Source organism: Pseudarthrobacter sp. GQ63 (genome assembly GCF_059758765.1).
The window spans coordinates 187,107-207,432 of record NZ_JCAXEF010000007.1; the positions used below are offsets into that span (position 1 = coordinate 187,107).

The 20,326-nt window shown below is 68.0% G+C and carries 21 protein-coding genes; 6 read left to right on the forward strand and 15 right to left on the reverse strand.

From position 1 onward, the window contains the following. Window positions 1–3 precede the first annotated feature (3 nt). Entirely contained in the window at window positions 4–393 is a 390-nt protein-coding gene (locus AC6CHP_RS13535; protein ID WP_104188031.1) for a CBS domain-containing protein, read from the forward strand. Between the two features lie 87 nt (window positions 394–480). On the opposite strand, the gene AC6CHP_RS13540 is transcribed toward AC6CHP_RS13535, so the two are convergent. Together AC6CHP_RS13540 and AC6CHP_RS13545 are read right to left on the reverse strand one after the other, a co-directional pair. Then, the gene (locus AC6CHP_RS13540; RefSeq protein WP_377193580.1) at window positions 481–1,452 is read right to left on the reverse strand and encodes an NAD(P)-dependent alcohol dehydrogenase; all 972 of its coding nucleotides are present in this window, start codon (window positions 1,450–1,452) and stop codon (window positions 481–483) included. A gap of 170 nt (window positions 1,453–1,622) precedes the next feature. Next, window positions 1,623–2,486 carry an SDR family oxidoreductase gene (locus AC6CHP_RS13545; RefSeq protein WP_498230426.1) on the reverse strand — a complete coding sequence of 288 codons (864 nt, stop codon included), beginning with the start codon at window positions 2,484–2,486 and terminating at the stop codon, window positions 1,623–1,625. Between the two features lie 97 nt (window positions 2,487–2,583). Between AC6CHP_RS13545 and AC6CHP_RS13550 the strand changes: the two genes are divergently transcribed. Next, window positions 2,584–2,976, forward strand: coding sequence for a winged helix-turn-helix transcriptional regulator (locus AC6CHP_RS13550; RefSeq protein ID WP_498230428.1), 393 nt, complete (start codon window positions 2,584–2,586; stop codon window positions 2,974–2,976). 191 nt (window positions 2,977–3,167) lie between these two features. After that, window positions 3,168–3,431, forward strand: coding sequence for a hypothetical protein (locus AC6CHP_RS13555; protein ID WP_104188021.1), 264 nt, complete (start codon window positions 3,168–3,170; stop codon window positions 3,429–3,431). Window positions 3,432–3,502: 71 nt separating this feature from the next. Here the strand turns inward: AC6CHP_RS13555 and AC6CHP_RS13560 are convergent, their stop codons facing one another. Then, entirely contained in the window at window positions 3,503–4,252 is a 750-nt protein-coding gene (locus AC6CHP_RS13560; RefSeq protein WP_377193582.1) for a 3-hydroxybutyrate dehydrogenase, read from the reverse strand. A gap of 236 nt (window positions 4,253–4,488) precedes the next feature. Between AC6CHP_RS13560 and AC6CHP_RS13565 the strand changes: the two genes are divergently transcribed. Continuing rightward, the gene (locus AC6CHP_RS13565; protein WP_498230431.1) at window positions 4,489–5,406 is read left to right on the forward strand and encodes a LysR family transcriptional regulator; all 918 of its coding nucleotides are present in this window, start codon (window positions 4,489–4,491) and stop codon (window positions 5,404–5,406) included. Window positions 5,407–5,434: 28 nt separating this feature from the next. Here AC6CHP_RS13565 and AC6CHP_RS13570 read toward each other — a convergent pair whose 3' ends face one another. The 11 genes from AC6CHP_RS13570 to AC6CHP_RS13620 all read right to left on the reverse strand — a co-directional run bounded on the left by AC6CHP_RS13570 (window position 5,435) and on the right by AC6CHP_RS13620 (window position 17,353). Further along, the gene (locus tag AC6CHP_RS13570; protein ID WP_498230433.1) at window positions 5,435–6,352 is read right to left on the reverse strand and encodes a spermidine synthase; all 918 of its coding nucleotides are present in this window, start codon (window positions 6,350–6,352) and stop codon (window positions 5,435–5,437) included. A gap of 46 nt (window positions 6,353–6,398) precedes the next feature. Next, window positions 6,399–7,937 carry a D-glycero-beta-D-manno-heptose 1-phosphate adenylyltransferase gene (rfaE2, locus tag AC6CHP_RS13575; protein ID WP_498230435.1) on the reverse strand — a complete coding sequence of 513 codons (1,539 nt, stop codon included), beginning with the start codon at window positions 7,935–7,937 and terminating at the stop codon, window positions 6,399–6,401. Then, window positions 7,934–9,361 (reverse strand): aldehyde dehydrogenase family protein, encoded by a 1,428-nt coding sequence (locus AC6CHP_RS13580; RefSeq protein ID WP_498230437.1) that lies wholly within the window; start codon window positions 9,359–9,361, stop codon window positions 7,934–7,936. The genes rfaE2 (AC6CHP_RS13575) and AC6CHP_RS13580 overlap by 4 nt, the downstream gene beginning before the upstream one ends. 42 nt (window positions 9,362–9,403) lie before the next feature. Then, a complete protein-coding gene (locus tag AC6CHP_RS13585; RefSeq protein WP_104188007.1) occupies window positions 9,404–10,120 on the reverse strand; it encodes an SDR family oxidoreductase in 717 nt (238 codons plus the stop codon). A 48-nt stretch (window positions 10,121–10,168) separates the two neighbouring features. Next, on the reverse strand, window positions 10,169–11,611 hold the full coding sequence (rfaE2, locus tag AC6CHP_RS13590; protein WP_498230440.1) for a D-glycero-beta-D-manno-heptose 1-phosphate adenylyltransferase: 1,443 nt from the start codon (window positions 11,609–11,611) through the stop codon (window positions 10,169–10,171). Next, window positions 11,608–12,315, reverse strand: coding sequence for a D-sedoheptulose-7-phosphate isomerase (locus AC6CHP_RS13595; protein WP_498230442.1), 708 nt, complete (start codon window positions 12,313–12,315; stop codon window positions 11,608–11,610). The genes rfaE2 (AC6CHP_RS13590) and AC6CHP_RS13595 overlap by 4 nt, the downstream gene beginning before the upstream one ends. Next, the gene (locus AC6CHP_RS13600) at window positions 12,312–13,565 is read right to left on the reverse strand and encodes a glycosyltransferase (RefSeq protein ID WP_498230444.1); all 1,254 of its coding nucleotides are present in this window, start codon (window positions 13,563–13,565) and stop codon (window positions 12,312–12,314) included. The genes AC6CHP_RS13595 and AC6CHP_RS13600 overlap by 4 nt, the downstream gene beginning before the upstream one ends. Then, on the reverse strand, window positions 13,562–14,605 hold the full coding sequence (locus tag AC6CHP_RS13605) for a glycosyltransferase (protein ID WP_498230446.1): 1,044 nt from the start codon (window positions 14,603–14,605) through the stop codon (window positions 13,562–13,564). The genes AC6CHP_RS13600 and AC6CHP_RS13605 overlap by 4 nt, the downstream gene beginning before the upstream one ends. Next, entirely contained in the window at window positions 14,602–15,657 is a 1,056-nt protein-coding gene (locus AC6CHP_RS13610; RefSeq protein WP_377193662.1) for a glycosyltransferase family 9 protein, read from the reverse strand. Before AC6CHP_RS13610 ends, AC6CHP_RS13605 begins: the two co-directional genes overlap by 4 nt. A 32-nt stretch (window positions 15,658–15,689) precedes the next feature. Beyond that, window positions 15,690–16,226 carry a D-glycero-alpha-D-manno-heptose-1,7-bisphosphate 7-phosphatase gene (locus AC6CHP_RS13615; RefSeq protein WP_188729138.1) on the reverse strand — a complete coding sequence of 179 codons (537 nt, stop codon included), beginning with the start codon at window positions 16,224–16,226 and terminating at the stop codon, window positions 15,690–15,692. A gap of 266 nt (window positions 16,227–16,492) precedes the next feature. Further along, window positions 16,493–17,353, reverse strand: coding sequence for a sigma-70 family RNA polymerase sigma factor (locus tag AC6CHP_RS13620; protein ID WP_188729136.1), 861 nt, complete (start codon window positions 17,351–17,353; stop codon window positions 16,493–16,495). A 147-nt stretch (window positions 17,354–17,500) separates the two neighbouring features. Here AC6CHP_RS13620 and AC6CHP_RS13625 point away from each other — a divergent pair, with 147 nt between their 5' ends. Next, window positions 17,501–18,556, forward strand: a complete 1,056-nt coding sequence (locus AC6CHP_RS13625; protein ID WP_188729134.1) for an NAD-dependent epimerase/dehydratase family protein — start codon at window positions 17,501–17,503, stop codon at window positions 18,554–18,556. On the opposite strand, the gene AC6CHP_RS13630 is transcribed toward AC6CHP_RS13625, so the two are convergent. After that, window positions 18,553–19,173 (reverse strand): hypothetical protein, encoded by a 621-nt coding sequence (locus AC6CHP_RS13630; protein WP_188729132.1) that lies wholly within the window; start codon window positions 19,171–19,173, stop codon window positions 18,553–18,555. The two genes, AC6CHP_RS13625 and AC6CHP_RS13630, sit on opposite strands and share 4 nt — an antisense overlap. Before the next feature lie 187 nt (window positions 19,174–19,360). On the opposite strand from AC6CHP_RS13630, the gene AC6CHP_RS13635 reads away from it, so the two are divergent. Next, window positions 19,361–20,326 (forward strand): hypothetical protein, encoded by a 966-nt coding sequence (locus AC6CHP_RS13635; RefSeq protein WP_188729130.1) that lies wholly within the window; start codon window positions 19,361–19,363, stop codon window positions 20,324–20,326.

The window sequence follows — 20,326 nt, forward strand, 5'->3', positions numbered from 1 at the left end:
AAGTTGCTTATCGTCAATGACGTGATGGTCTCCCAGGTCGTCACCATCTCCCCCTACAGCACACTGCGTGAAGCCCTGTCCGTGATGAAGGAACGCCAGGTCAAGAGCCTCGTGGTGGACCGGCAGCATGCCCACGACGCCTACGGCATGCTGAGCTACCGGGAACTCCTGGACACCGTGGTTGCCCAGGAAGGAGATGTGGACCTCCTGAACGTCTACGACGCCGCCACCATCCCGGCCATCACCATTCAGAGGGAACTGTCCGTGCGGCAGGCGGCAGCCCTGATGAGCCGCTACCACCTCAGCCGGCTTGTGGTGGTGGAAGGCAACCAGCTCGTGGGCCTCCTGGCCATGAACGACATCCTGGCACGGCGCATGGAGGAACTGGCCTGACCTTCCCGACCACTCAAGGGGGACGCCTGACTGAGATGCCAGGAACATTTCCCCGTCCGGGGAAAGGGCCCTTCGGCATCAGATGGATCAGATCCTGACCACCACTTTCCCGAGACTCCGGCCCTCCCTGAGATACCTGACGGCGGCCGGTGCTTCGGCAAGCGGGAAGACCTTGTCCAGGGCGGGTTTGACGCTCCCGGCTTCGATCAGGGATGCCAGGGCCTCGAGGTCAAGGTGAGTCTCCCTCGACACCAGGCCTTTGAACTTTTGCCGGGAGAAGAGTGACAGCAAGGGTGCCGCGAGTGACCTTTCGAAGCCGCCGGTCAGTTTTCCGCCACGCTCGCCGCCCACCAGCACCAGTGTGCCCCGCGGGGCGAGTGCGCGTTTAAGGACGGAGAGCGGACGGTTGCCGGCGGTGTCCAGGATGACGTCGTACAGCGCTCCGGCGGCAGCAAAATCTTCCCGTGTGTAGTCGATGACGGCGTCGGCGCCGAGGGACCGGACCAGTTCCACTTTTCCCGTGCTGCAGACTCCGGTCACGTCCGCCCCAAAAGCCTTGGCTATCTGCACCGCGAAGGACCCCACTCCCCCGCCCGCCCCGATGACCAGAACTTTCTGGCCCACGGTGACCTGGCCGGCGTCCCTTACAGCCTGCAAGGCTGTCACGCCGGAGATGGGTGCCGCTGCCGCTTCCTCGAAGGAAAGGTCCCGGGGTTTCCCGGCCAGCCTGCCCTCCTTGGCGCAGACGTATTCCGCAAAAGAACCCTCTGACGTGCCGAAGACTTCGTCACCCGCCTTGAAGCGAGTCACGCCGGCGCCTACGGACTCCACAACGCCGGCCACCTCCCGGCCCCGCACGGGAACTTTGGGCTTCTTCAACCCGTAGCCAAAGAGCCGGACCAGATAGGGCAGTCCGGTCATCAGGTGCCACACGCCCTGCTCCACTCCGGCGGCCCGCACGCTGACCAGGACCTCGCCGTGGCCCGCTGCGGGCCGGGCAATATCCCGCAGCGCAAGCACGTCCGCGGTCCCATAGACGTCCTGCACGATAGCTTTCATGCTCGATCTCCTTTGGGCCGCCGCTGGCAGCAAGCCCCCAACGTAAGGAAAAGCCGTCACCGAGTCAAGGGGGGCGGACGACGGCGGGACCACCTTGTGGGCGGACCCCGCCGCTGTCCGTGGTCATCCCGGCCCGCACACGCCCAGTGCAAACGCAGGCGGTACGGCCGCTATACGGCGGCAGCGGCAGCCCGCACAGCCTCAGCCAGCGAGGTGGCAGGCCGTCCGATCAGCCTGCGCAGGTCCCCGCTGCTTACCAGGAGGTCCCCGCGGGCGATGCCCAGATCGGAGTCCGCCAGGATCTCCGCGAACGCCTCCGGCACTCCGGCGCCGGTCAGCAAGCCGGCGTATTCCTGTGCGGGCAAGTCGTTGTACGTGATGGTCCTGCCGGTGGCCGAGCTGATTTCGGCTGCGAGGTCCGCCATGCTGAAGGCCTCGTCACCGCCCAGTTCGTACACCTTGCCCGCCTGGCCCTCCGCCACGAGCACGGCAGCAGCGGCATGGGCATAGTCAGCACGCGCGGCGCCGCTGACCTGTCCGTCCCCTGCGCTGCCGGCGAGGGCGCCCTGGGCCAGGGTCCCGGGCAGCTGGTCCGTGTAGTTCTCGAGGTACCAGCCATTGCGCAGGAGGACGAAGGGCACCCCTGATTCCCGCAGGATGGCCTCCGTGGCCCGGTGCTCGGCTGCCAGCTTCATCCCCGTGCTGTCGGCGTTGGCGATGCTGGTGTAGGCCAACAGCTCCACACCTTCCGCCTTCGCGGCTTCGATCACGGTGCGGTGCTGCTCCACCCGCTGGCCCACCTCGCTGCCGGAAATGAGGAGCAGCTTCCGGGCACCCTTCAGTGCCGCGGCCACGGAGGACGCGTCCGCGTAGTCCAGTGCTTTGACCTGCACGCCGCTCCCGGCAAGGCCTGCCAGCTTTTCCACGGAGCGTCCCGTGGCCACAATTTCCCCGGCAGGGACGTTGCGCTCCAGCAGGGCCTCGACGACGTGGCGGCCCAGCTGGCCGGTTGCTCCGGTGATGACGATGCTCATGAAATTCCTTCCGTAGGGTGTCTGACATGAAGCACAACCACACGCATTCCTGATTACTTCCTAAAAGAGAGTACGCACTTTCAGGTAAGGTACTCACATGGAAGTTAGTGCCAACAGCCATGCGGTCCAAGCGGCTCCCCTTCCGGTTGACCTTGCCGACGGCGTGTTCCCGGCCGGTTGCCCCAGCCGGACTGTGCTGGACCACGTCACCAGCAAGTGGGGCGTCCTTATCCTGCTTGCGCTTTCGGAAGGCGAGCAGCGGTGGAGCGACCTGCGTCGCCGGGCTGAGGGAATCAGTGAAAAGATGCTGGCGCAGACCCTCAAGACTTTGGAACGGGATGGCCTGGTCCGCCGGGATGCGCAGACGGTTATTCCGCCCCGCGTGGATTACAGCCTTACCGAACGCGGCTACGAGCTGAGCGCACTGCTGGTTCCGCTGGTGGCATGGGCCTTCGAGAACGCAGAGGACATCGTCAACGGCAAGCGCTGAGCGCTGAGCACCAGGTAAGTACCGGGTCCGTAAAAAGCGAGTACTTGTTACTGGTGTGACTGGTGTGATTAGCGCATAGCTTTGACGTAAGGTGCCAGCCGGAATGTGGAGGGCCGCCCTCTGCTGGGAACATTCCGGTTAACCTGCACCGCGAGTGAGCGGCCTGCGCCGCTTCCGAGGAGTTGGTACACATGGCCAAAGCCGTTGTCCGGGACCCATCAAGCATGGGCCGGCCCGTCAGCCTGACCAAGGTTGCAGCCCAAACATGGAACCGCATGCTGAAGCCCTTCGCCCCGCGGTCACCCTACAAAATCGGCGACGCCGTGGTGGCGGATGATCCGTTCAAGGGCCGTCGCGAGGGATTGGTGGTTTTTCAGCAGGGAACATCAGTGGGCGTGGATACCGTCCACGGCGTGTTCTTCTACGACCACCGGCAAATCAAACAGCTGGATTGAGTTTTTGTCCAGATATGCAGGCTGAAGGCCGGAAGCCGGCACATCTGGAAAAAAACTCCCGCACCGGGAGGCTAGCGGGCCGACCAGCCGCCATCCATCGTGTAGCTGGCGCCGGTCACCATGCCCGCGTGGTCCGACGCGAGCCAGGCCACAAGAGAGGCCACTTCCTCCGGCTCCACCAAGCGTTTCACGGCGGATTCCGTGAGCATGATTTTCGCCAGGACTTCCGATTCCGGGATTCCGTGGACCTTGGCCTGGTCCGCGATCTGCGACTCCACCAGCGGCGTGCGCACATATCCGGGGTTGATGCAGTTGGAGGTTACGCCGTGCTCCCCGCCCTCAAGCGCCGTCACCTTGCTCAGCCCTTCCAGGCCGTGCTTGGCGGATACATACGCGCTTTTGAACGGGGAGGCCCGGATCCCGTGCACCGAGGAGAGGTTGATGATCCGGCCGAAATTGTTCGCATACATGTGCGGCAGCGCGGCCCGGATCAACAGGAACGGCGCCTCCAGCATGAGGGTGAGCAGCCGGCGGAAATCGGCTGGCTCGAAGTCCTCGATGGGACTGATGCGCTGGATCCCGGCGTTGTTCACCAGGATGTCGCAGTCAAGGCTCAGGGTGGCGAGCGATTCCACGTCCAACAGATCAACGGCCCAGGTGGTGCCTCCCACTTCATCCGCAAGTGCTTCCGCCGCGGCCGCGTCCACGTCCGCGATCACCACCTTGGCACCCCGCGCGGCGAGGGCCCGCGCGCTGGCGGCGCCGATCCCGCCCGCTCCCCCGGTAATCAGTGCCTTGCGGCCGTTCAACGTGTTTTCCATGGCAGTCCCCTCGGGCTTTCTAACAGATTTTCCGGTCGCTCATGCAGCGCAGCGTCTACCGGGGCAGGTCCGGCAGCACTCTCTGCCGGGCGCTGTTCAGCGCTCATGGGTTTCTCCTCCGTGTCCACGGCGACACGCGCTGTGATCTCCAGCACTAATGGCTCCACTGAGTCTTACTGCACGGACATGCGCCTTCAATAACCAAAGCAGCACGCACTGTGTGCAGAATTGCAGATATGAACGTCAATCCGGATGACCTGCTGGTACTCCTGGCGGTATCCCGCACCGCCAAATTCACGGCCGCCGCGCAGGCACTGGGCCTGAACCACACCACCGTCTCACGCCGGATCGCCTCCTTGGAGAAGGCACTCGGCGGTAGGGTCCTGGCCCGCGCCCCCGGAGGCTGGGAGCTGACCGACCTCGGAGCGCAGGCCGTCCAGGCCGCTGAGCAGGTCGAAGCGGTGGTGGGCGCCCTGGGACCCGCCGGACGGGCACCCGACCCAATTACCGGCGTCGTACGCATGACTGCAACGGACGGCTTCAGTGCCTACATCGCCGCACCCGCGGTGGCGCGGCTGCGCCGGGACCATCCCGGGCTCAGCGTTGAGGTGGTGACCATGACGCGGCGGGCGCTGCAGCAGCGCTCGGGCCTGGACATCGAAGTGGTGGTGGGCGAACCGCAGGTGCACCGGGCCGAGGCCATGCGGCTGGGCGAATACATGCTGGGGATGTACGCCTCGCGCGCCTACCTGGCCGAGCATGGCACGCCAGCCACGGTGGCCGAGCTCAATGACCACCCGCTGGTCTATTTCGTGGATTCGATGCTGCAGGTGGATGACCTGGACGCACCCCGCCGGCTGGTGCCCGCCATGCGCGACGGCCTCACCTCAACCAACGTCTTTGTCCACGTGGAGGCAACCCGCGCCGGAGCGGGGATCGGTTTCCTGCCCTGTTTCATGGGCGACCTCCACCCTGACCTGGTCCGCCTGCTGCCGGCCGAGATCGCCGAACTGCTGCCGTACTGGATGGTGCTCCGGCCGGATTCGCTGCGGCGCCCGGCGGTGGCGGCGGTGGTCCAGGCGCTGCGGGAACAGATGGCCGGACACCGGGAATGGCTGCTGGGCCGTGGCAAAACCTCTTCGGCTGCTCCGTAACTGTCGTTGTCGGGGGTGAGAACGACAGTTACGGAGCAATCGATGGGGTTGCGGGCGGATCGTGCCGCACCGGTGACCCTGCCGCGAAAGCCCGGACCTGGGCGTCGTCCCACAGGTGGGCCGGGACCGCGCCGCCCAGGAGCCGCCGGTGGAGTTTCGGGTCGTCGCCGAACGGGGTGTCGCTGCCCGCCATCACCATGTTTCCGTAGCGCCGGCCCTTCAGCATGGCAGGGTCCGCGATGATCACGGTGTGCTTGAAGGAGGCCGCAATGGTGGCGGCATCCTCCCGGGCGTTCTTCAGGTCCGGCGCGTCACCGGAGTTCACGACGTAAATCCCCCCGGGTGCAAGGACGCGCTTGGCGTGCCGGGTGAATTCCGCGGTGGTGAGGGGCCGCGGGGTGAGGGCTCCGGCGAACACGTCCCTGATGATGAAGTCGCGGGTGTCCGCCGTCAGGGCCTCGGTAACCTCGCGGGCCTCCCCCACGCGGAGCCGCAGCAGGGGCGCCTTGGGCAGGTCGAACCAGCCGCGGACGTATTCGGCCAGCTTGCCGTCCAGTTCCACCACCACCTGCCGCGCATCCGGGTAGGCGGCATGGAAGTACCGCGCCAGCGAGCAGGCTCCGCCGCCCAGGTGCAGCCCGCGGAGCTTCGGCCCGGAGGACGCTTCCGACGGCGGCCAGCGGGACTCGATGAGCGCCGCCATCCACCGCATGTACTCAAAGTCCAGGAACAGCGGGTCGGCGAGGTCGATATGGGAGCTCATGACGCCGTTGATCTTCAGGAGCCAGCCGGTGGAGTTGTCCTGGTCCGCGATCAGCTCGCAGTCTCCGGTATCGATGTAGTAGACGCCCTCAACCGGGCCGTCCGGCCGGGTTCCTTTGGGAACCTCCACCACGCCGGCCGTGGCACGGCTGCCGCGGCCCCCCGACTTCCCGCGTTTCGCCATTACCCGTGCCCCGCTTCATTCAGCCCAACCAGTCCAGCTCTCAACCCTAGTTGGTCCGCACGGCCCCTTCGCCGTCCCGGATCTTGTTGACCACAGCCGTCGTGGAACGGTCGGCCACGTAGTCCAGGATGGCCACGCGGCCGCCGTACTCCTCCACGGCCGGGGTCTCTGCCAGCATCTCCGGGGTGTAGTCCCCGCCCTTGGCGTAGACCTCGGGACGCAGCTGCCGGATCAACGGAGCTGCGGTGGGGGTGTCGAAGACCGTCACGTAATCCACGCAGCTCAGCGCCGCCACCACGGCCGCCCGGTCCGCCACCGCATTGATGGGACGGCCTTCACCTTTGAGCCGCCGCACGGAGTCGTCGCTGTTGAGCGCCACCACCAGGATGTCCCCCAGCTGTTTGGCCTGGTTGAGGTAGCGGGTGTGGCCGCTGTGCAGGACGTCGAAGCAGCCGTTGGTCAGCACGATGCGCTGGTCCTGGGCGCGGTGCAGCTCCAGCTGCCGTTCAAGCTCGCCGGCGTCCAGCGCGGTGTCCGCGAACGCTTTCAGGTAGCGGCTGAGCTGCGCCGTGCTGCAGACCGACGTGCCCGGCTGGTGCACCACGACGTCGGCCGCCGACTGCGCCAGGTCCAGGCTGGCCGTGAGGGGCAGGCCTGCAGACCGCGCAAGTGTCAGGGCGGCCACGAAGGTGTCACCGGCTCCCGACGCCTGTTTCTCGGCAGCCGGGCGTGCCCACGTCCGGTGCGTCACGCCGTCGGGCCTCAGCAGCACGGTTCCGTCACGGTCCAGGGTGACCACCACGGCCCCCGCACCCGTTGCCTCCAGCAGTGCCTCGGCGTGCCTGCCCACCTCCGCCACCCTCTCCTGTCCGTCCGGGAGCCGTACCTCCAACATCCGCGCAGTTTCCTGCGCGTTGGGGGTTACCAGGTCCGGGTGGAGCGGCGCCCACGGGCGGGGGTCGTGGGAGTCAACCACCAGCAGCGGGCGGGCAGCGGACTCCGCGCCGTGCCTGCCGGCCAGCGCGTCCGTCAGGGCGCGCCGCACGGGGTCGGCCAGGACGCCGGTGCCGTAGTCGCAGACCATCACCGCCTGCTGGTGTTCGACGGCGGACCGCACCAACGCCGCGAGTTCGGCCAGCGCTTCGGCGGGCACGGAGCTGGCGGAGTCATCGATGCGAAGCATTACCTGGCCGCCACTGCTGATCCGGATCTTGGTGGTGGTGACCATGTCCGGGTGGTCGAGCAGGTGCGTGACATCGATCCCGGCTGCCACGAGCTGGTTGCGGAGGTCCACGCCGGCGTCGTCGGTGCCGATGATGCCCGCCACCGAGACACGGGCCCCCAGGGCAGCCAAATTCATGGCTGTATTGGCCGCTCCGCCGGGCACCGACTCGCGGCTCTGCACGTCCACCACCGGGGCGGGGGCCTCCCGGCACAGCCGCTCGATGCTGCCGTTCCACCAGCCGTCCAGCATGACGTCGCCCAGCACCAGGATGGCCGGCCGTTCCGCAGCGATCCGTCCCGGCAGCCACTCCGCGAGGGCGCGCTGCTGCGAAAGATCCGCCGTTTCCGGCGCCGTGGTCACGGCTGGTCCCTTGCCATGGCAGCCGCCGGCGGCGCCGCAATGTGCACCACTTTCACCCGGCTGAACTCATCCAGGAGTTCGGGACCGTACCCGAAGCCGGCACCGCTGATGCCCCGCGGCTGGGCAGCCCCGCCGGGGGCCCCGCCGAAGACCTCGTTGATTTTCACGGTGCCAACGGGGAGGGTGGCCACTGCCTGCTGGATGTGGGCGATGTTGGCGGACAGCACCGTGGCGGCGAGGCCGTACTTGCCGCTGCACGCCAGCCGCAGGCCGTCGTCGAACGATGTCACCACCTGGACCGGGGCAACGGGTCCGAACGTCTCCTCCGTCATGACCTCCATCCGCTCCGTGCATCCGGTCAGCACCGTCGCCGGGTAGAAGGAGCCCGGACCGTCCGGGAGCGTCCCGCCTTCCACCGCATGCGCTCCCTGCTGCAGCGCCTCAGCCACGTGGGCGTGGACCGCGTCCCGCATCCGCCCGTCCACCAGCGGGGCCACCGTGCCATTGCCGTTCCGGAGTGCTGCCTCTGCCTCCAGCGCGGCGCAAAACTCCGCGGCGATGGCTTCATGGACATAGATACGTTCAACCGCCACACAGATCTGGCCGCTGTTGCTGAAGGCGCCCATGGCGGCCTGTTCTGCCGCCCATACGGGATCGACGTCACGGTCCACCAGCAGGGGATCGTTTCCTCCGTTTTCCCGGATGACGTGTGCACCGGACTGTGCCCCTGCACGGGCAAGATGGGCACCGGCAGCACTGGATCCGACGTGGGCGATGACGTCCAGGCCAGACTGTGCCAGAAGCGCGCCGACGCCCGCTCCACCGGTGATTGTCTGGAACACCCCGGGCGGGAACGCCGGGGCCAGGACCTCCCCCAGCGCCTCGCCGAGGCGCGGGCAGCGCTCGCTGGGCTTGTGGACCACCGTGTTGCCGGTGACCAGTGCGGCACCGATCAGTCCGCAGGCCACAGCGACGGGATCGTTCCATGGGGTCAGGAGCGCTGCCACTCCCCGGGGCTCCGCCACGGTGTAGTCCGACGCGAGCTGGCTTCCCCGCAGGCTGAGGCCGCGGTGGACAGGGCCAAGCTCGGCATACTGCTCCAGCGTGGACACACCGGCCGCGATCCCAGCCAGCGATTCGTCCACCGGCCGACCCGTTTCGCTGGCGTTGAGCCCGGCCAGTTCCCGGGCGGCGGCATCGAGTGCCCGCGCGGCGGTCCGGAGCGCGGCGCCCCGCTCCGACGGAGCGGTGGAGGCCCAGTCCGGAGCTGCGCTCCGGGCAACGTCCACGGCGCGGGCCACGGTCTCCGGTCCGGCCTCCGGCACGGTCCACAGGACGTCGCCGGTGCGCGGGTTGCGGATGGTGATCCCGGCTCGTTCTGCTGATTCGGTGCCTGTGGTTGTTTCGACTGCAGTGGTAGGCATGGTGTTCCTCCCGTCGGTTTCCGGTCTGGTGGTCTGTTGGATTTAGGGCCAGGAGCCCTCTTCCTCATGGCAGATCAGCATCTCGCGGACCTCGCATCCCGTGGGCTGTGACAGGGCGAAGAGGATTGCCTGCGCCGTATTGGCGGGGTCGTTGAGGCGCGAATCGTCCTGCGGCTTGTACTGCTCCGTGCGGTCATCGAAGAAGCGGGTCTTCATGCCCCCGGGGATCATGGTGGTCACACCGATTTCCCCGCCCGTTTCTGCTGCCAGCGCGTGGCTGAATCCCACCACGCCAAACTTGGAGGCGCAGTAGGCGGTGGCATCGGCAACGGCCCGCTTCCCCAGGGTGGAGGCGACAGTCACCACCCGGCCGTGGCTGGCCTTGAGGTAAGGCAGGGCAGCCCGGACCACCGAGACCGTGCCCATGAGGTTCACTCCGATGACCTTTTCCCACTCCGTGGCTTCGACGTCCGCCAGTTTGCCGCAGCGGTCGATTCCGGCCGCGGTGACCACGGCTTCCAGTCCCCCCAGCGACTCGGCGGCTTCCTTCACTGCCGCTTCCACGGCCGCGCGGTCCGAGACGTCCACTTCGAAGGCCTTCACGGCGGAAACGCTGCTGATATCGCGGTCCAGCACCACCGGGGTGCCGCCTGCCTTGAGGACGGCGTCGACGACGGCAGCCCCCAGTCCGGAGGCACCTCCGGTAACGAGCACGCGGCCGGGGGTGTTGGTTGCGGGCGCATTCACTTCTGCAGTCATGGTGTTCCTTTCAATGGGGAATACGAAAAACATGGGGCGGAGCGGCGGTCAGCCCACCTTGGCGAGGGCGTCGGCGAGGCCCGTGGTGGAACGGGCAGGGTGGAACGGCACGGTCAGGCAGCGGCCGCCCCACTGCTCCACGAGGTCGGCCTCCGGCAGGCGGGCGCCCTTGTAGTCCCCGCCTTTGACCCAGATGTCCGGGCGGAGGCGCTCCAGGACGGCGACCGGTGTGTCGTCGTCGAAGACCATCACCGCGTCCACGCATTCCAAGGCCAGCAGAAGCTCGGCCCTGTCCTGCTGGCCGATGATGGGACGGTCCGGCCCCTTGAGCCGGCGGACGGATTCGTCGGAATTGAGGCAGACGATCAGGCAGTCGCCCAGTTCGCGGGCTGCGGCGAGGGACCGGACGTGGCCGGCGTGCAGCAGGTCGAAGCAGCCGCCGGTGGCCACCACTGTCCCGCCGGCCTCCCGCACCGTGCGGGCCAGCAGCAGTGGTTCGCGGGTGCGGCGCCTCGGCGCTGCCTGGTTGTGGGGCGCGGAGTGGTTCCGGGGATCCTGGGCGGGCGCACTGGAGGACGCGTGGTCCGGGAGTGCGGACACTCCCCCGTTGGCGAGGAAATCTGCCGCGTCATGGACTGCCAGCCCCGCAGCCTCACCGAGGTCGCGGCCGGCCAGGAGGTGGACCGCCAGGCTGGCTGCAAGCCGGTCTCCGGCCCCGCAGGGATCACCCGCTTCCACCCGGGGCGCCGGCACCGCTTGCGGGGAGCCGCTGCCCTTCCGCAGCAGGACCGCTCCCTGTTCGCCCTTGGTCACCAGGACGGCGCGGCTCTGCCACTGTTCCAGCAGGATCCGGCCGGCCTGGACTGCGGGATCCTGCGGCGCTGGATCCTGCGTCGCCGGGTCCTGGGAGCCGGCATAAGCCTGCGCGGCCTTGCCCGCCTCGGCGGCGTTCGGCGTCACCACGGCCACTCCCGGGACGGGGTCCGGCCCGGAAGGATGCGGGTCCCAGATGATGGGCACCCTGCCGGCCAGCCGGGCCAGGAGGTCCCTGAGCTGCGGATTTGCCGCCAGCCCCCTGCCATAGTCGGCCACGATGATCACGCCTGCCTGCTCGACCGCGCGGAGCATGGCGGGGCTGGCATCCGGAATGGGAGCATTGCCGCAGCCCTCGTCAAAGCGCACCACCGGGTGCGATCCCGCCCTGACCCGGGTCTTGACCGGCGAGGCGTGGCCGCTGGGGCCGGACACAAGCCGCACCCCGGCGAGGTGCGCTTCAAGCTGGCGCCCGGCGTCGTCGTCGCCCAGGACAGTCACCAGGGTGACGGGCCAGCCGTCCTCCGCGAGCATCCGCGCCACCAGGCCGGCGCCGCCGGCCCGCCGCTTCACCCCGGAGACGTCCACCACCGGAACGGGCGCGTCGGGGCTGAGCCGGGTGGCCTCCCCGGACAGGTCCACGTCCAGCATCACGTCGCCCACCACCACGATCCTCATGACCGGCCCCGTCCCTGGAGCCCGGCGTCGGGAGTGCTGCGCCGCCCCACTTCCAGGTCGAAGGCACGGCACATGGCATGCAGGGCGATCAGGTGCCCTTCCTGCGCATTGGCGTTAAGGGCGTCAATCATCACTGCCTCGTCACACGCGTCGGATAAGGGGTTGGGGCCGGCCCCCGTGAGCGCCCAGGTGGTGATGTTGAGCCGGGACGCGACCTCCGCGGCCCGCAGCAGGTTGGGGCTCTTGCCGCTGGTGGACAGCAGCATCAGCACGTCGCCGGAGCGGCCGTGGGCACGCACCTGGCGCGCGAAGACGTCGTCGTACCCATAGTCGTTGGCGATCGCCGTGACGGCCGAGGACTCGGCATGCAGGGAGATCGCGGAGAACGGGACACGCTCGCCGTCGAACCTGCCCACCAGCTCGGCAGTCAGGTGCTGCGCCTCCGCGGCTGAACCGCCGTTGCCTGCGGCCAGGAGGCGCTGCCCGCGCAGCAGTCGGTGCGCCAGGTCCACTCCCCATGCGGCTAGGCGGAAGGACTGGCGCCGCAGCGAATCCAGCGCCGGCAGGACGTTGTCCAGGTGGGCCTGGACAACGTCCGCGGTGACCGGGTCAACATAGCCGGAGCCGGGCAGGACGGCCGGCAGCGCCTGAGGGGCGGCCAGGGTCCTCAGGCCGGCATCACGCAAGGACCAGTCCGGAGTCACAGCGCCGCTCCTTCCATCGGGGCAACACCGGCAGGAGCTCCTGCCACCGCCAGCTGGTAGGCCTTTTCGGTTTCGGCGGCCACCCGGTCCCAGGAATACCGGGTGCGGGCGCGGACCTTTCCCGCATTGCCCAGCTCCGTCCGCAGCGACGGATTGCTTAGCAGCATGGCCAGGGCGGAAGCGATGGCTTCCGGATCGCGGGGCGGCACGTGCAGCCCCGTTCCATGGTCCACCACGGTGTCACGGAGACCGCCGACGGCGGCAGCCACCACAGGGACGCCGCAGGCCATGGCTTCCAGCGGAACGATGCCGAAGGGCTCGTACCAGGGGGCGCAGACCACGGCGTCCGCGCTGCGGAAAATCCCGGGCATCTCGCCGCGGGACACCTGGCCCTGCAGCCGCACCTGGTCCGCCACACCGAGTTCGGCGGCAAGGCCCAGCAGGCGGCGCACCTCCGGATCCGCGTCAAGCACGCCGGAGTCCCCGCCGCCGCCCACGATCAGGAGCTCAACGTCGTCGAACCCTGACTCACGCAGGTAGGGAAGCGACCGGATCACCAGGTCAACTCCCTTGCGCGGCACCAGGCGGCCCACGGAGAGGATACGGTGGCTTGCAGTCCGTGCAGCCGTGGGACCGTCGGCGGAAAAGAAGTCCAGGTCCACGCCGCAGGGGGCGATGGAGATCTTGCTGGTGTCGATGCCCATGGCCTTGAGCTCGAACACCTCGTCCGAGCAGGTGGCGATGATCCGGTCCGCGGACCGGCCCACGCCCGGTTCGAGCCAGCGGCGTTCCTGCGGACTGGTGTCCTCTGCGCCCTGGTGCCGGCGCTTGACAGTTCCCAGCGCGTGGAAGGTCTGGATGACGGGGATCCGGTATCCGGGGGCGGGGCGCCTGGCGGCGTCCAGGGCAGCCAGGCCCGACATCCAGAAGTGGCCGTGCACCACATCCGGGGGCCGCTGGGTCCAGTCCCTGGCCACACCGTCAGCGAGTTCACCCATGAAGGGCAGCAGCCCGTCCTTCGGAACGTGGCGTGCCGGTCCGGCCTCCACGTGGACCACTTCCAGGCGGAGCCCCACCCGGACCCGGGCGGGAAGCTCCGTTGCGTCCCTGCGGGTGTAGACGGTGACGTGGTGGCCGCGCCTGGCCAGCGCTTCGGACAGTGCCGCGACGTGCACGTTCTGCCCGCCGGCGTCCACTCCGCCCAAAGCCGCCAAAGGGCTGGCATGTTCTGAAATCATCGAGATTCTCATGGCGTCTTCCTCTCTCGCGCCGGAACAAGGATCCGCTCGTCCGGGCCGTTATTGCCGGCGGCCAGCGGGCGCCGGGGATGGCCGGCCAGGTCCCCCAGGAGCTCGTCCCAGCGTTGCTGGAACCTGGCCAGGCCATAGCGTTCGAGTGCCGCCTCGCGCGCGGCGACGCCACGTCGTCGTGCTTCCTCCGGATTGGACACCAGCCGCCGCGCACACCGGAGCAGCTCGTCGATGTCGGCGGACACGGCGCCCGCTTCCGGCGGCACCGCCCGCGGTGCTTCGGTGGTTGCCAGGGCAACCACGGGCATTCCCAGGTGCATGGCTTCCAGGAGGGACAGCCCCAGAGAGGTCCAGCGCATCGGGTGCATGTAGACCCGGCATCGTGCCAGTTCGCGGTGCAGCTCCAGCGTCTTCAGGTCGCCCCGGGAGGTCAGCCGGGACGCGTCGATCCCGGTGGCGGCGGCGAGGCCGTCGGTCTTCATACCGAAGACCTGCAGGGGTGCCACCGAGGCGAAGGCGGGCAGCAGGTCCGTCCCCGTCACGCGGCCGCGCCGGATGGGTTCATTGACCACCACGCCGAGCTCTGCCAGCTCGCCCGTGTAGAGCTGCCCGGGGTCCGGTATTCCGTGCTCGATCACCGTTGACACCGCAGACCCGTTGTCCCAGGCGAGCCGGTTGAAGTGCGTTACGTGGACCAGCGGGATGCCGCGCTGGTCCGCGAGCGGGTGCCTTGTGAAGGGGAAGTCGCCCTTGGGGGTGTTGTGCTCCACGTACACTGCCGGCAGGTCCGCGCCGGGCCGGCGGCCCAGGACCCGCGCAACTTCGTCGATCTCCTCCGGGCGTTGCAGGACGACGGCGTCCACGGCTTCGGCGTCCAGCGACGCCAGCTCCACCTCCCGCACTGATTTGGGCCAGTCCCTGCGGGCACGGCCAAGCCCCCACGGCCCACCGCCGGGCAGGACAGGGAGAAGATACTCGTGACGGCCGCGCACAAAGGCGTCCGTCCAGGAACCGTGGACATGCCAGAGCAGGATTCTCATCTGTTGCGGGCCTTTCTCCGGGTACTGACGTGGGTACTGAAAGAGCTCACTCCACCCATCAGCCGTTCCACTGCTGCCACCACTTCCTCGGGCGACACGGAGTCCAGGCAGGGATGTCCCGGAACCGGGCAGACGCGGGCGCGGGTCATCCGGCAGGCAGCGTTCTGGTCCCCCAGGAGTTCCAGCGGAACCCCGTACGGTGCCCAGCGGATGGCCGGCACCACCGGGGAGAAAAGGCAGGCAACGGGAGTGCCGACGGCGGCCGCGAGGTGTGCGGGACCGGTGTTGCCGGTGATGACTGCCCCGGCTCCCGCCATGACGCCCGCCAGCGAGGTGAGGTCCGTCCGGCCGCCCAGGTCCAGCGCCGAGGGACCCGCCACTGTGGCGGTCAGGGACGTTTCGCCGGGACCTCCGGTGACCACTACGCGGTGCCCCGCGCCCTGGAGGAGTTCGACGGCGGCCGCGTGGTGCAGCGGCGGCCAGGCCCTTGCGGGGACGGCCGCGCCGGGATGGACCACCACGTATGGGCCGTGCCCCACAAGGTCCGCGACATCGGGCACGGAGGCGAGGCGGAGCTTGCCGTCGTCGCCCGCCGGGAGCCTGAACCCTGCCGCCTCCGCGATGCCCAGGGCGCGTTCGGCCTCAGGCTGGTCTTCGGAAAAGTCCTCCCCCGGCTTCAGCCGGACATCAAGGAGGGACCCGGCGTAATCGGTGGACGCCCCGGTAATGCGCTCAACACCCGCCAGCCGCAGCAGCAGCGCCAGCGGAAGGGGCGACTGGTGGAAGGACGTGAGGATGACGGCTTCGGTGATCCTGGAGTTCCGGACATAGTCGATGAGCCTGTCCGCGTGCGGGCCGGTCATTGCCGGTGCCGGGTTCATGATCCACGGGCTGTCCCAGCTGTACACCTCCGCGGCCCCCGGCAGCATGGCTGCGGCAGCTTCCCCCTGCCTGCCGCAGAGCATCACAACGTGGTTGGGCCTGCTGCCGTCCGGAATCCGGCCGTTGGCCACGGCCCTGACTGCAGGACCGGCCAGCAGGACATCGCCCATGCTGTCCAGGCGCGCCACCAGGACGCGGCCCGTCACCGCCCCTCCTGCAGCAGGCGCACGGCGCCGGCCAGGTCCTGCGCCACCAGCGGCGCTTCAGCCACTTCCGCGGCAAGAGTTACGGGGGTGGGGACCAGGACGCCCGTGGCACCGGCTGCTTCCGCAGCCCTGACGTCAGCGCCGATGTCGCCGATCAGGGCAGCCCCGGACTCCGGTATGCCGAGCTTCCGGCACGCGCTGTGGACCATGCCCGGCGCCGGTTTGCGGCACAGGCAACCGTCCTGTTCAGCGTGGGGACACACTTCCCATACGTCGAAGGGGCCAAGCAGTTCCTCCACCCTGGCATTCACCCGGGCGACGTCGTCGGCGGAGATCATGCCCCGGGCGATGCCGGACTGGTTGCTGACCACCCCGGTGGCTATGCCTGCGGAACGCAAGGCGTCAAGCACGTCTTTGGCGCCGGGCATCGGCCGGACAAGGTCCGGATTCCCGTTGTACGGCACATCGACCACCAGGGTTCCGTCCCGGTCGAACAGGACAGCCCTGAGCCTGGATGTTTCGGTGCTTACCATGTCCTCCCTGTTCCCCTCTGCCGATGTCCCTAAACAGGGCCGCACGGTTTTCTCAACTGTCGTTTGTTATTCGTCCCTGGGCGCTGAACAGGCAAGATAGGGCCGTGGTGCCTGTGCTTGGTACGGGGGTCTTCCTGCGGTTTTCCCAGCGGGGTGCGGTATGCCGGATTTCGGTTGGACGGTGTCCGGGATCTGGATGCCGTGGCGCAGGAATCCTGTGCTGCGGATCCCGAGCCCTGCGGATGCCGTCCAAACGAGCCGGGCGGCTAGCCCGTCCGGGTCCGGGAAGTCTTTCCGTGCGAAGTGTTTCCGCGTGCTTCGTCCCCTGGTAGCGGGAGCGCACTGCCTTCCAGCCTGCGCTGGAGGGCCACCAGCACCCGGGCAAGCCGGCGCGAGACCTGCATCTGGGACATGCCCAGCCGCTTTCCCAGCTGCACCTGGGTTTCCTCGCAGAAGTAGCGGCGGTACAGGAGTTCCCTGTCCGCGGGATCCAGGTCCTGGATGGCATCACGCAGGCACGCAAGCTCCTCCAGGCGCTCCAGCGGCGTCTCGGGGCAGGCCAGCACCTCGCCGATGGACGGCGCGTCGGAGTACGGGTTGACGGCGTCCAGCGAGTCCGGGTGCATGCTGCTCGAGGCCGAGATGGCTTCCTGCACGGCGGCGGCATCTTCGTCCAGCGCCCCTGCCAGTTCGGCCACGCTGGGATTCCTTCCCAGCGACTGGGTGAGCTCCGGCTCGGCCCGGAACATCCGGGTGCGCAGGTCCTGGATGTGCCGTGGCGGGCGGACCACCCACGTGCGGTCACGCAGGTACCGCTTTAGCTCACCCGTGATGGTGGGGGCTGCATAGGCGGGAAAGCTGTCTCCCTTGGACTGGTCAAAACCGCGGGCAGCCTTCACGAGCCCAAGGTAGGCCACCTGGTTCAGGTCCGCGCGCTCGCGTCCGCGGGCCTCAAACCGGGCGGCCAGCGCTTCAGCCAGGTCCAGGTAGCGGAGGACTAAGTCGTTTTCGAAGGTCTGGTGCAGCCGCCCCGCTCTGATGCCGGACGGGCTTGTTTCCGCGAGTTCTGGCTGGTGCTGGTGGACGGGCATCGTATCCACGGCAAGTGCGGGAAAGTATTCGGGCATTGTCGTTGGTTCCCTCGGGTAGGGGTCCGAAAGCCTGCGGCAAGACTTAGAAGTAGGAAATCATAAGGTTGCTTATAAAACAATGGTTCCCGGATATAGGCTCGGTATGTCAGCCGTACCGAGAGGCCACGCCGAGGAGTCCTTGCCATGCACATCGCCATCACGGGTGCCAGCGGAAACGCCGGAACAGCACTCCTCCGCAGGCTGCAGTCCCAGTTGTCTGAAAAGCCGGGAAGCCTGAAACTGACGGGCATCAGCAGGCGCCGCCCAGACACCGGCCGGGAACCCTTCTCCGGCGTTGAATGGCACACCCTGGACATCGGCCTGGATGGTGACCGCGCCCAGCTTGATGCCGCCCTGGAAGGTGTGGATTCCGTTGTCCACCTGGCCTGGCAGATCCAGCCCAACCGGGATTTGGAGAAGCTGTACCGCACCAATGTGACGGGCACCAGGAACGTGCTCGCGGCAGCGTCCAGGGCCGGGGTGAAACAGGTGGTGTGCGCCTCTTCCGTTGGTGCCTACAGCAAGGCGCCCAAAGATCAGCGACGCGACGAATCCTGGCCGGTCAACGGCATGGCGGGCTCGCACTACAGCCGGCACAAGGCGGAGCAGGAAGCAGCCCTGGACGCGTTCATGGCAGCGGAGCCGGGCATCTCGGTGGCAAGGCTCCGGCCAGGGCTGATTTTCCAGTCCGATGCCGGAAGTGAAATCGGCAGGTATTTTCTCGGCCGGCTCCTGCCGCGTCTCCTGCCGGGGAAACTTCGGATTCCGCTGCTGCCCGCCCCGGACAACCTGGTCTTCCAGGCGGTGCACGCTGATGACGTGGCGGATGCCTACTGGCGTGTGATCGACCAGCGCGCATCCGGGGCCTTCAACATTGCGGCGGAGCCGGTACTGACGCCGCAGGAGCTCGCCCGCATTGTAGGCGCCCGCAGGATCCTCCCCATTCCCATGGGACTGCTTCACAAGATCGTCGGCCTGACGTGGCGGCTGCGGCTCCAACCCACAGACTCCGGATGGGTGGAGATGGCTGCCGGCGCCCCCATCATGGACACGGGCCGGGCCCGCCGGATTCTTTGCTGGGAGCCAACGATACCGGCCACCGATGCGGTCAGGGCCGTGCTCCGGGGCATGGGAACGGGGGAAGGAGTAACTCCCTCCCCCGTGCTCAAGCCAAGGAAACCGGTACCGCCCGTGGACTAGATACCCGAGGGGGGTTCCTCCCGGTCACGGCGGCTGCTCCGGTCACGGTTAGGACCCTGGCCGGGGCGGTCATTCTGCACCCCGTCGTCCCGGACGCCGTCATGGGCCACCTCGTCCCGGACGCCGTCACGGGGCTCGGCCCCGCGGACGCCCCGGTCATCAGCGCCGCGGGCCGCGTCAGTGGTGCCATCCCCCACGCCCTCGTGGCCGGCTCGCTCGCGGTTGCTGCGGTCCCGGCGGTCCGGGTTCACATCACCGCGGCGGTCGCCGTGGACATCGGGGTCGAGCTCGTCCGCTTTCCGCGCCCGTTCATTCACATCGTCGCGGAGTGCCTTGGCCTCCATTGCCTGCTGGTCAGCCTGCTGGCGCAGCCTGGCTGCGTCCACCTGGGCCTGCTCTGCATCCGCTTTGGCACGCGTCGCTTTCGCTTCACGCTCCCGGGCGTCAAGTTCCTTCGCCTCGGCCTCGCGGCGGATTTCCGCAGCCTTCTCCCGGTGTTCGTCGTCACGCTTTTGCTGGATCGCCTTCCGGCGCCTTCCGCTGGCCAGCAACAGCAGCACTATCAGCACCACCACAACTACGGCAACGACTACCCAAACCCATGGAGCTGTTTCCACACTACCCACCACTTTCCACTTGACGTGACCGGACCGGCCTGCGCCCTTCCGGCTGACTCTGTTGGATCCGTTTAGAACTCGCTTAGCAAGGGTACTTACCTTTTATTAGTAATCATGCTTATTATTTTACGGCCAGTACTGCTGGTTCTTGATCAACAACCGGCCTTCTTGGAAAGAGAGAGCGAAGATGACAGAGAACCAATGGCCCGAGGATCCCGCTACCACGGCTCCACCGGCCTCTACAGGAATTCCGGGTGAGCGGTCCGCCGCCACTTTCCCGTCAGCCGCCACTCCCCAGTACGGTGCAGGCCAGGCCGGCGACAGCACGGGGACCTCCCGCAAGGATGCGGCCAAGGAAGAAGCGGCTGACGTCGCCCGCACGGCGAAGGGCTCGGCCCAGAACGTTGCCCAGACCGCCAAGGAAGAAGCCGCGCACGTTGCGTCCGAGGCGAAGCACAGCGCGCAGGATCTTCTGCACCAGGCGAAGTCGGGCCTGACAAGCCAGGCTGGGACCCAGCAGCAGAAGGCCGCAGAAGGCATGCGCAATATCTCCAGCCAGCTGCACAGCATGGCCACCGCTCCGAACCAGCAGGGCATGGCCAGCGACCTGGTCCGGCAGGCTGCGGAGCGCACCTCTTCCATGGCGTCCTGGCTGGAGAACAAGCAGCCGGGCGACATTCTCGGCGAGGTCCAGCGGTTCGCCCGCAACAACCCCGGAACTTTCCTGCTGCTTGCAGCGGGTGCGGGCGTCCTGGCCGGCCGGCTCACCCGCGGCCTGACAGCCGGGGCACCGGAGTCTTCGCCCACCAGCGGCACCACTGGCACGGCGGGGCTCTACTCCGGCACGCCGTACGGTGACCGGTACACCGAGTCCTATGTGCCCGCGGGCGGCACCGTACCGCCCCCTCCGGTGCAACTTCCCGGCCCGGCCACCACAACGGCAGGATACGACGGCGGCGCGCCAGGCAGCAGCTACTCCGACCCCACGCGACCCGCCAGTCCCTTGGACAGCCCGCAGCTGGTCGAAGAACCGTGGTCCGGCAACCGGATTGCCGATGATCCGCTGGGCGACCGCGACCTTGCCGACGATCCCATGGCAGGCGATCCCCTCACCCGGGACCGTTCCAGGGATGGCCAGTCTGGCGGGCTGTGA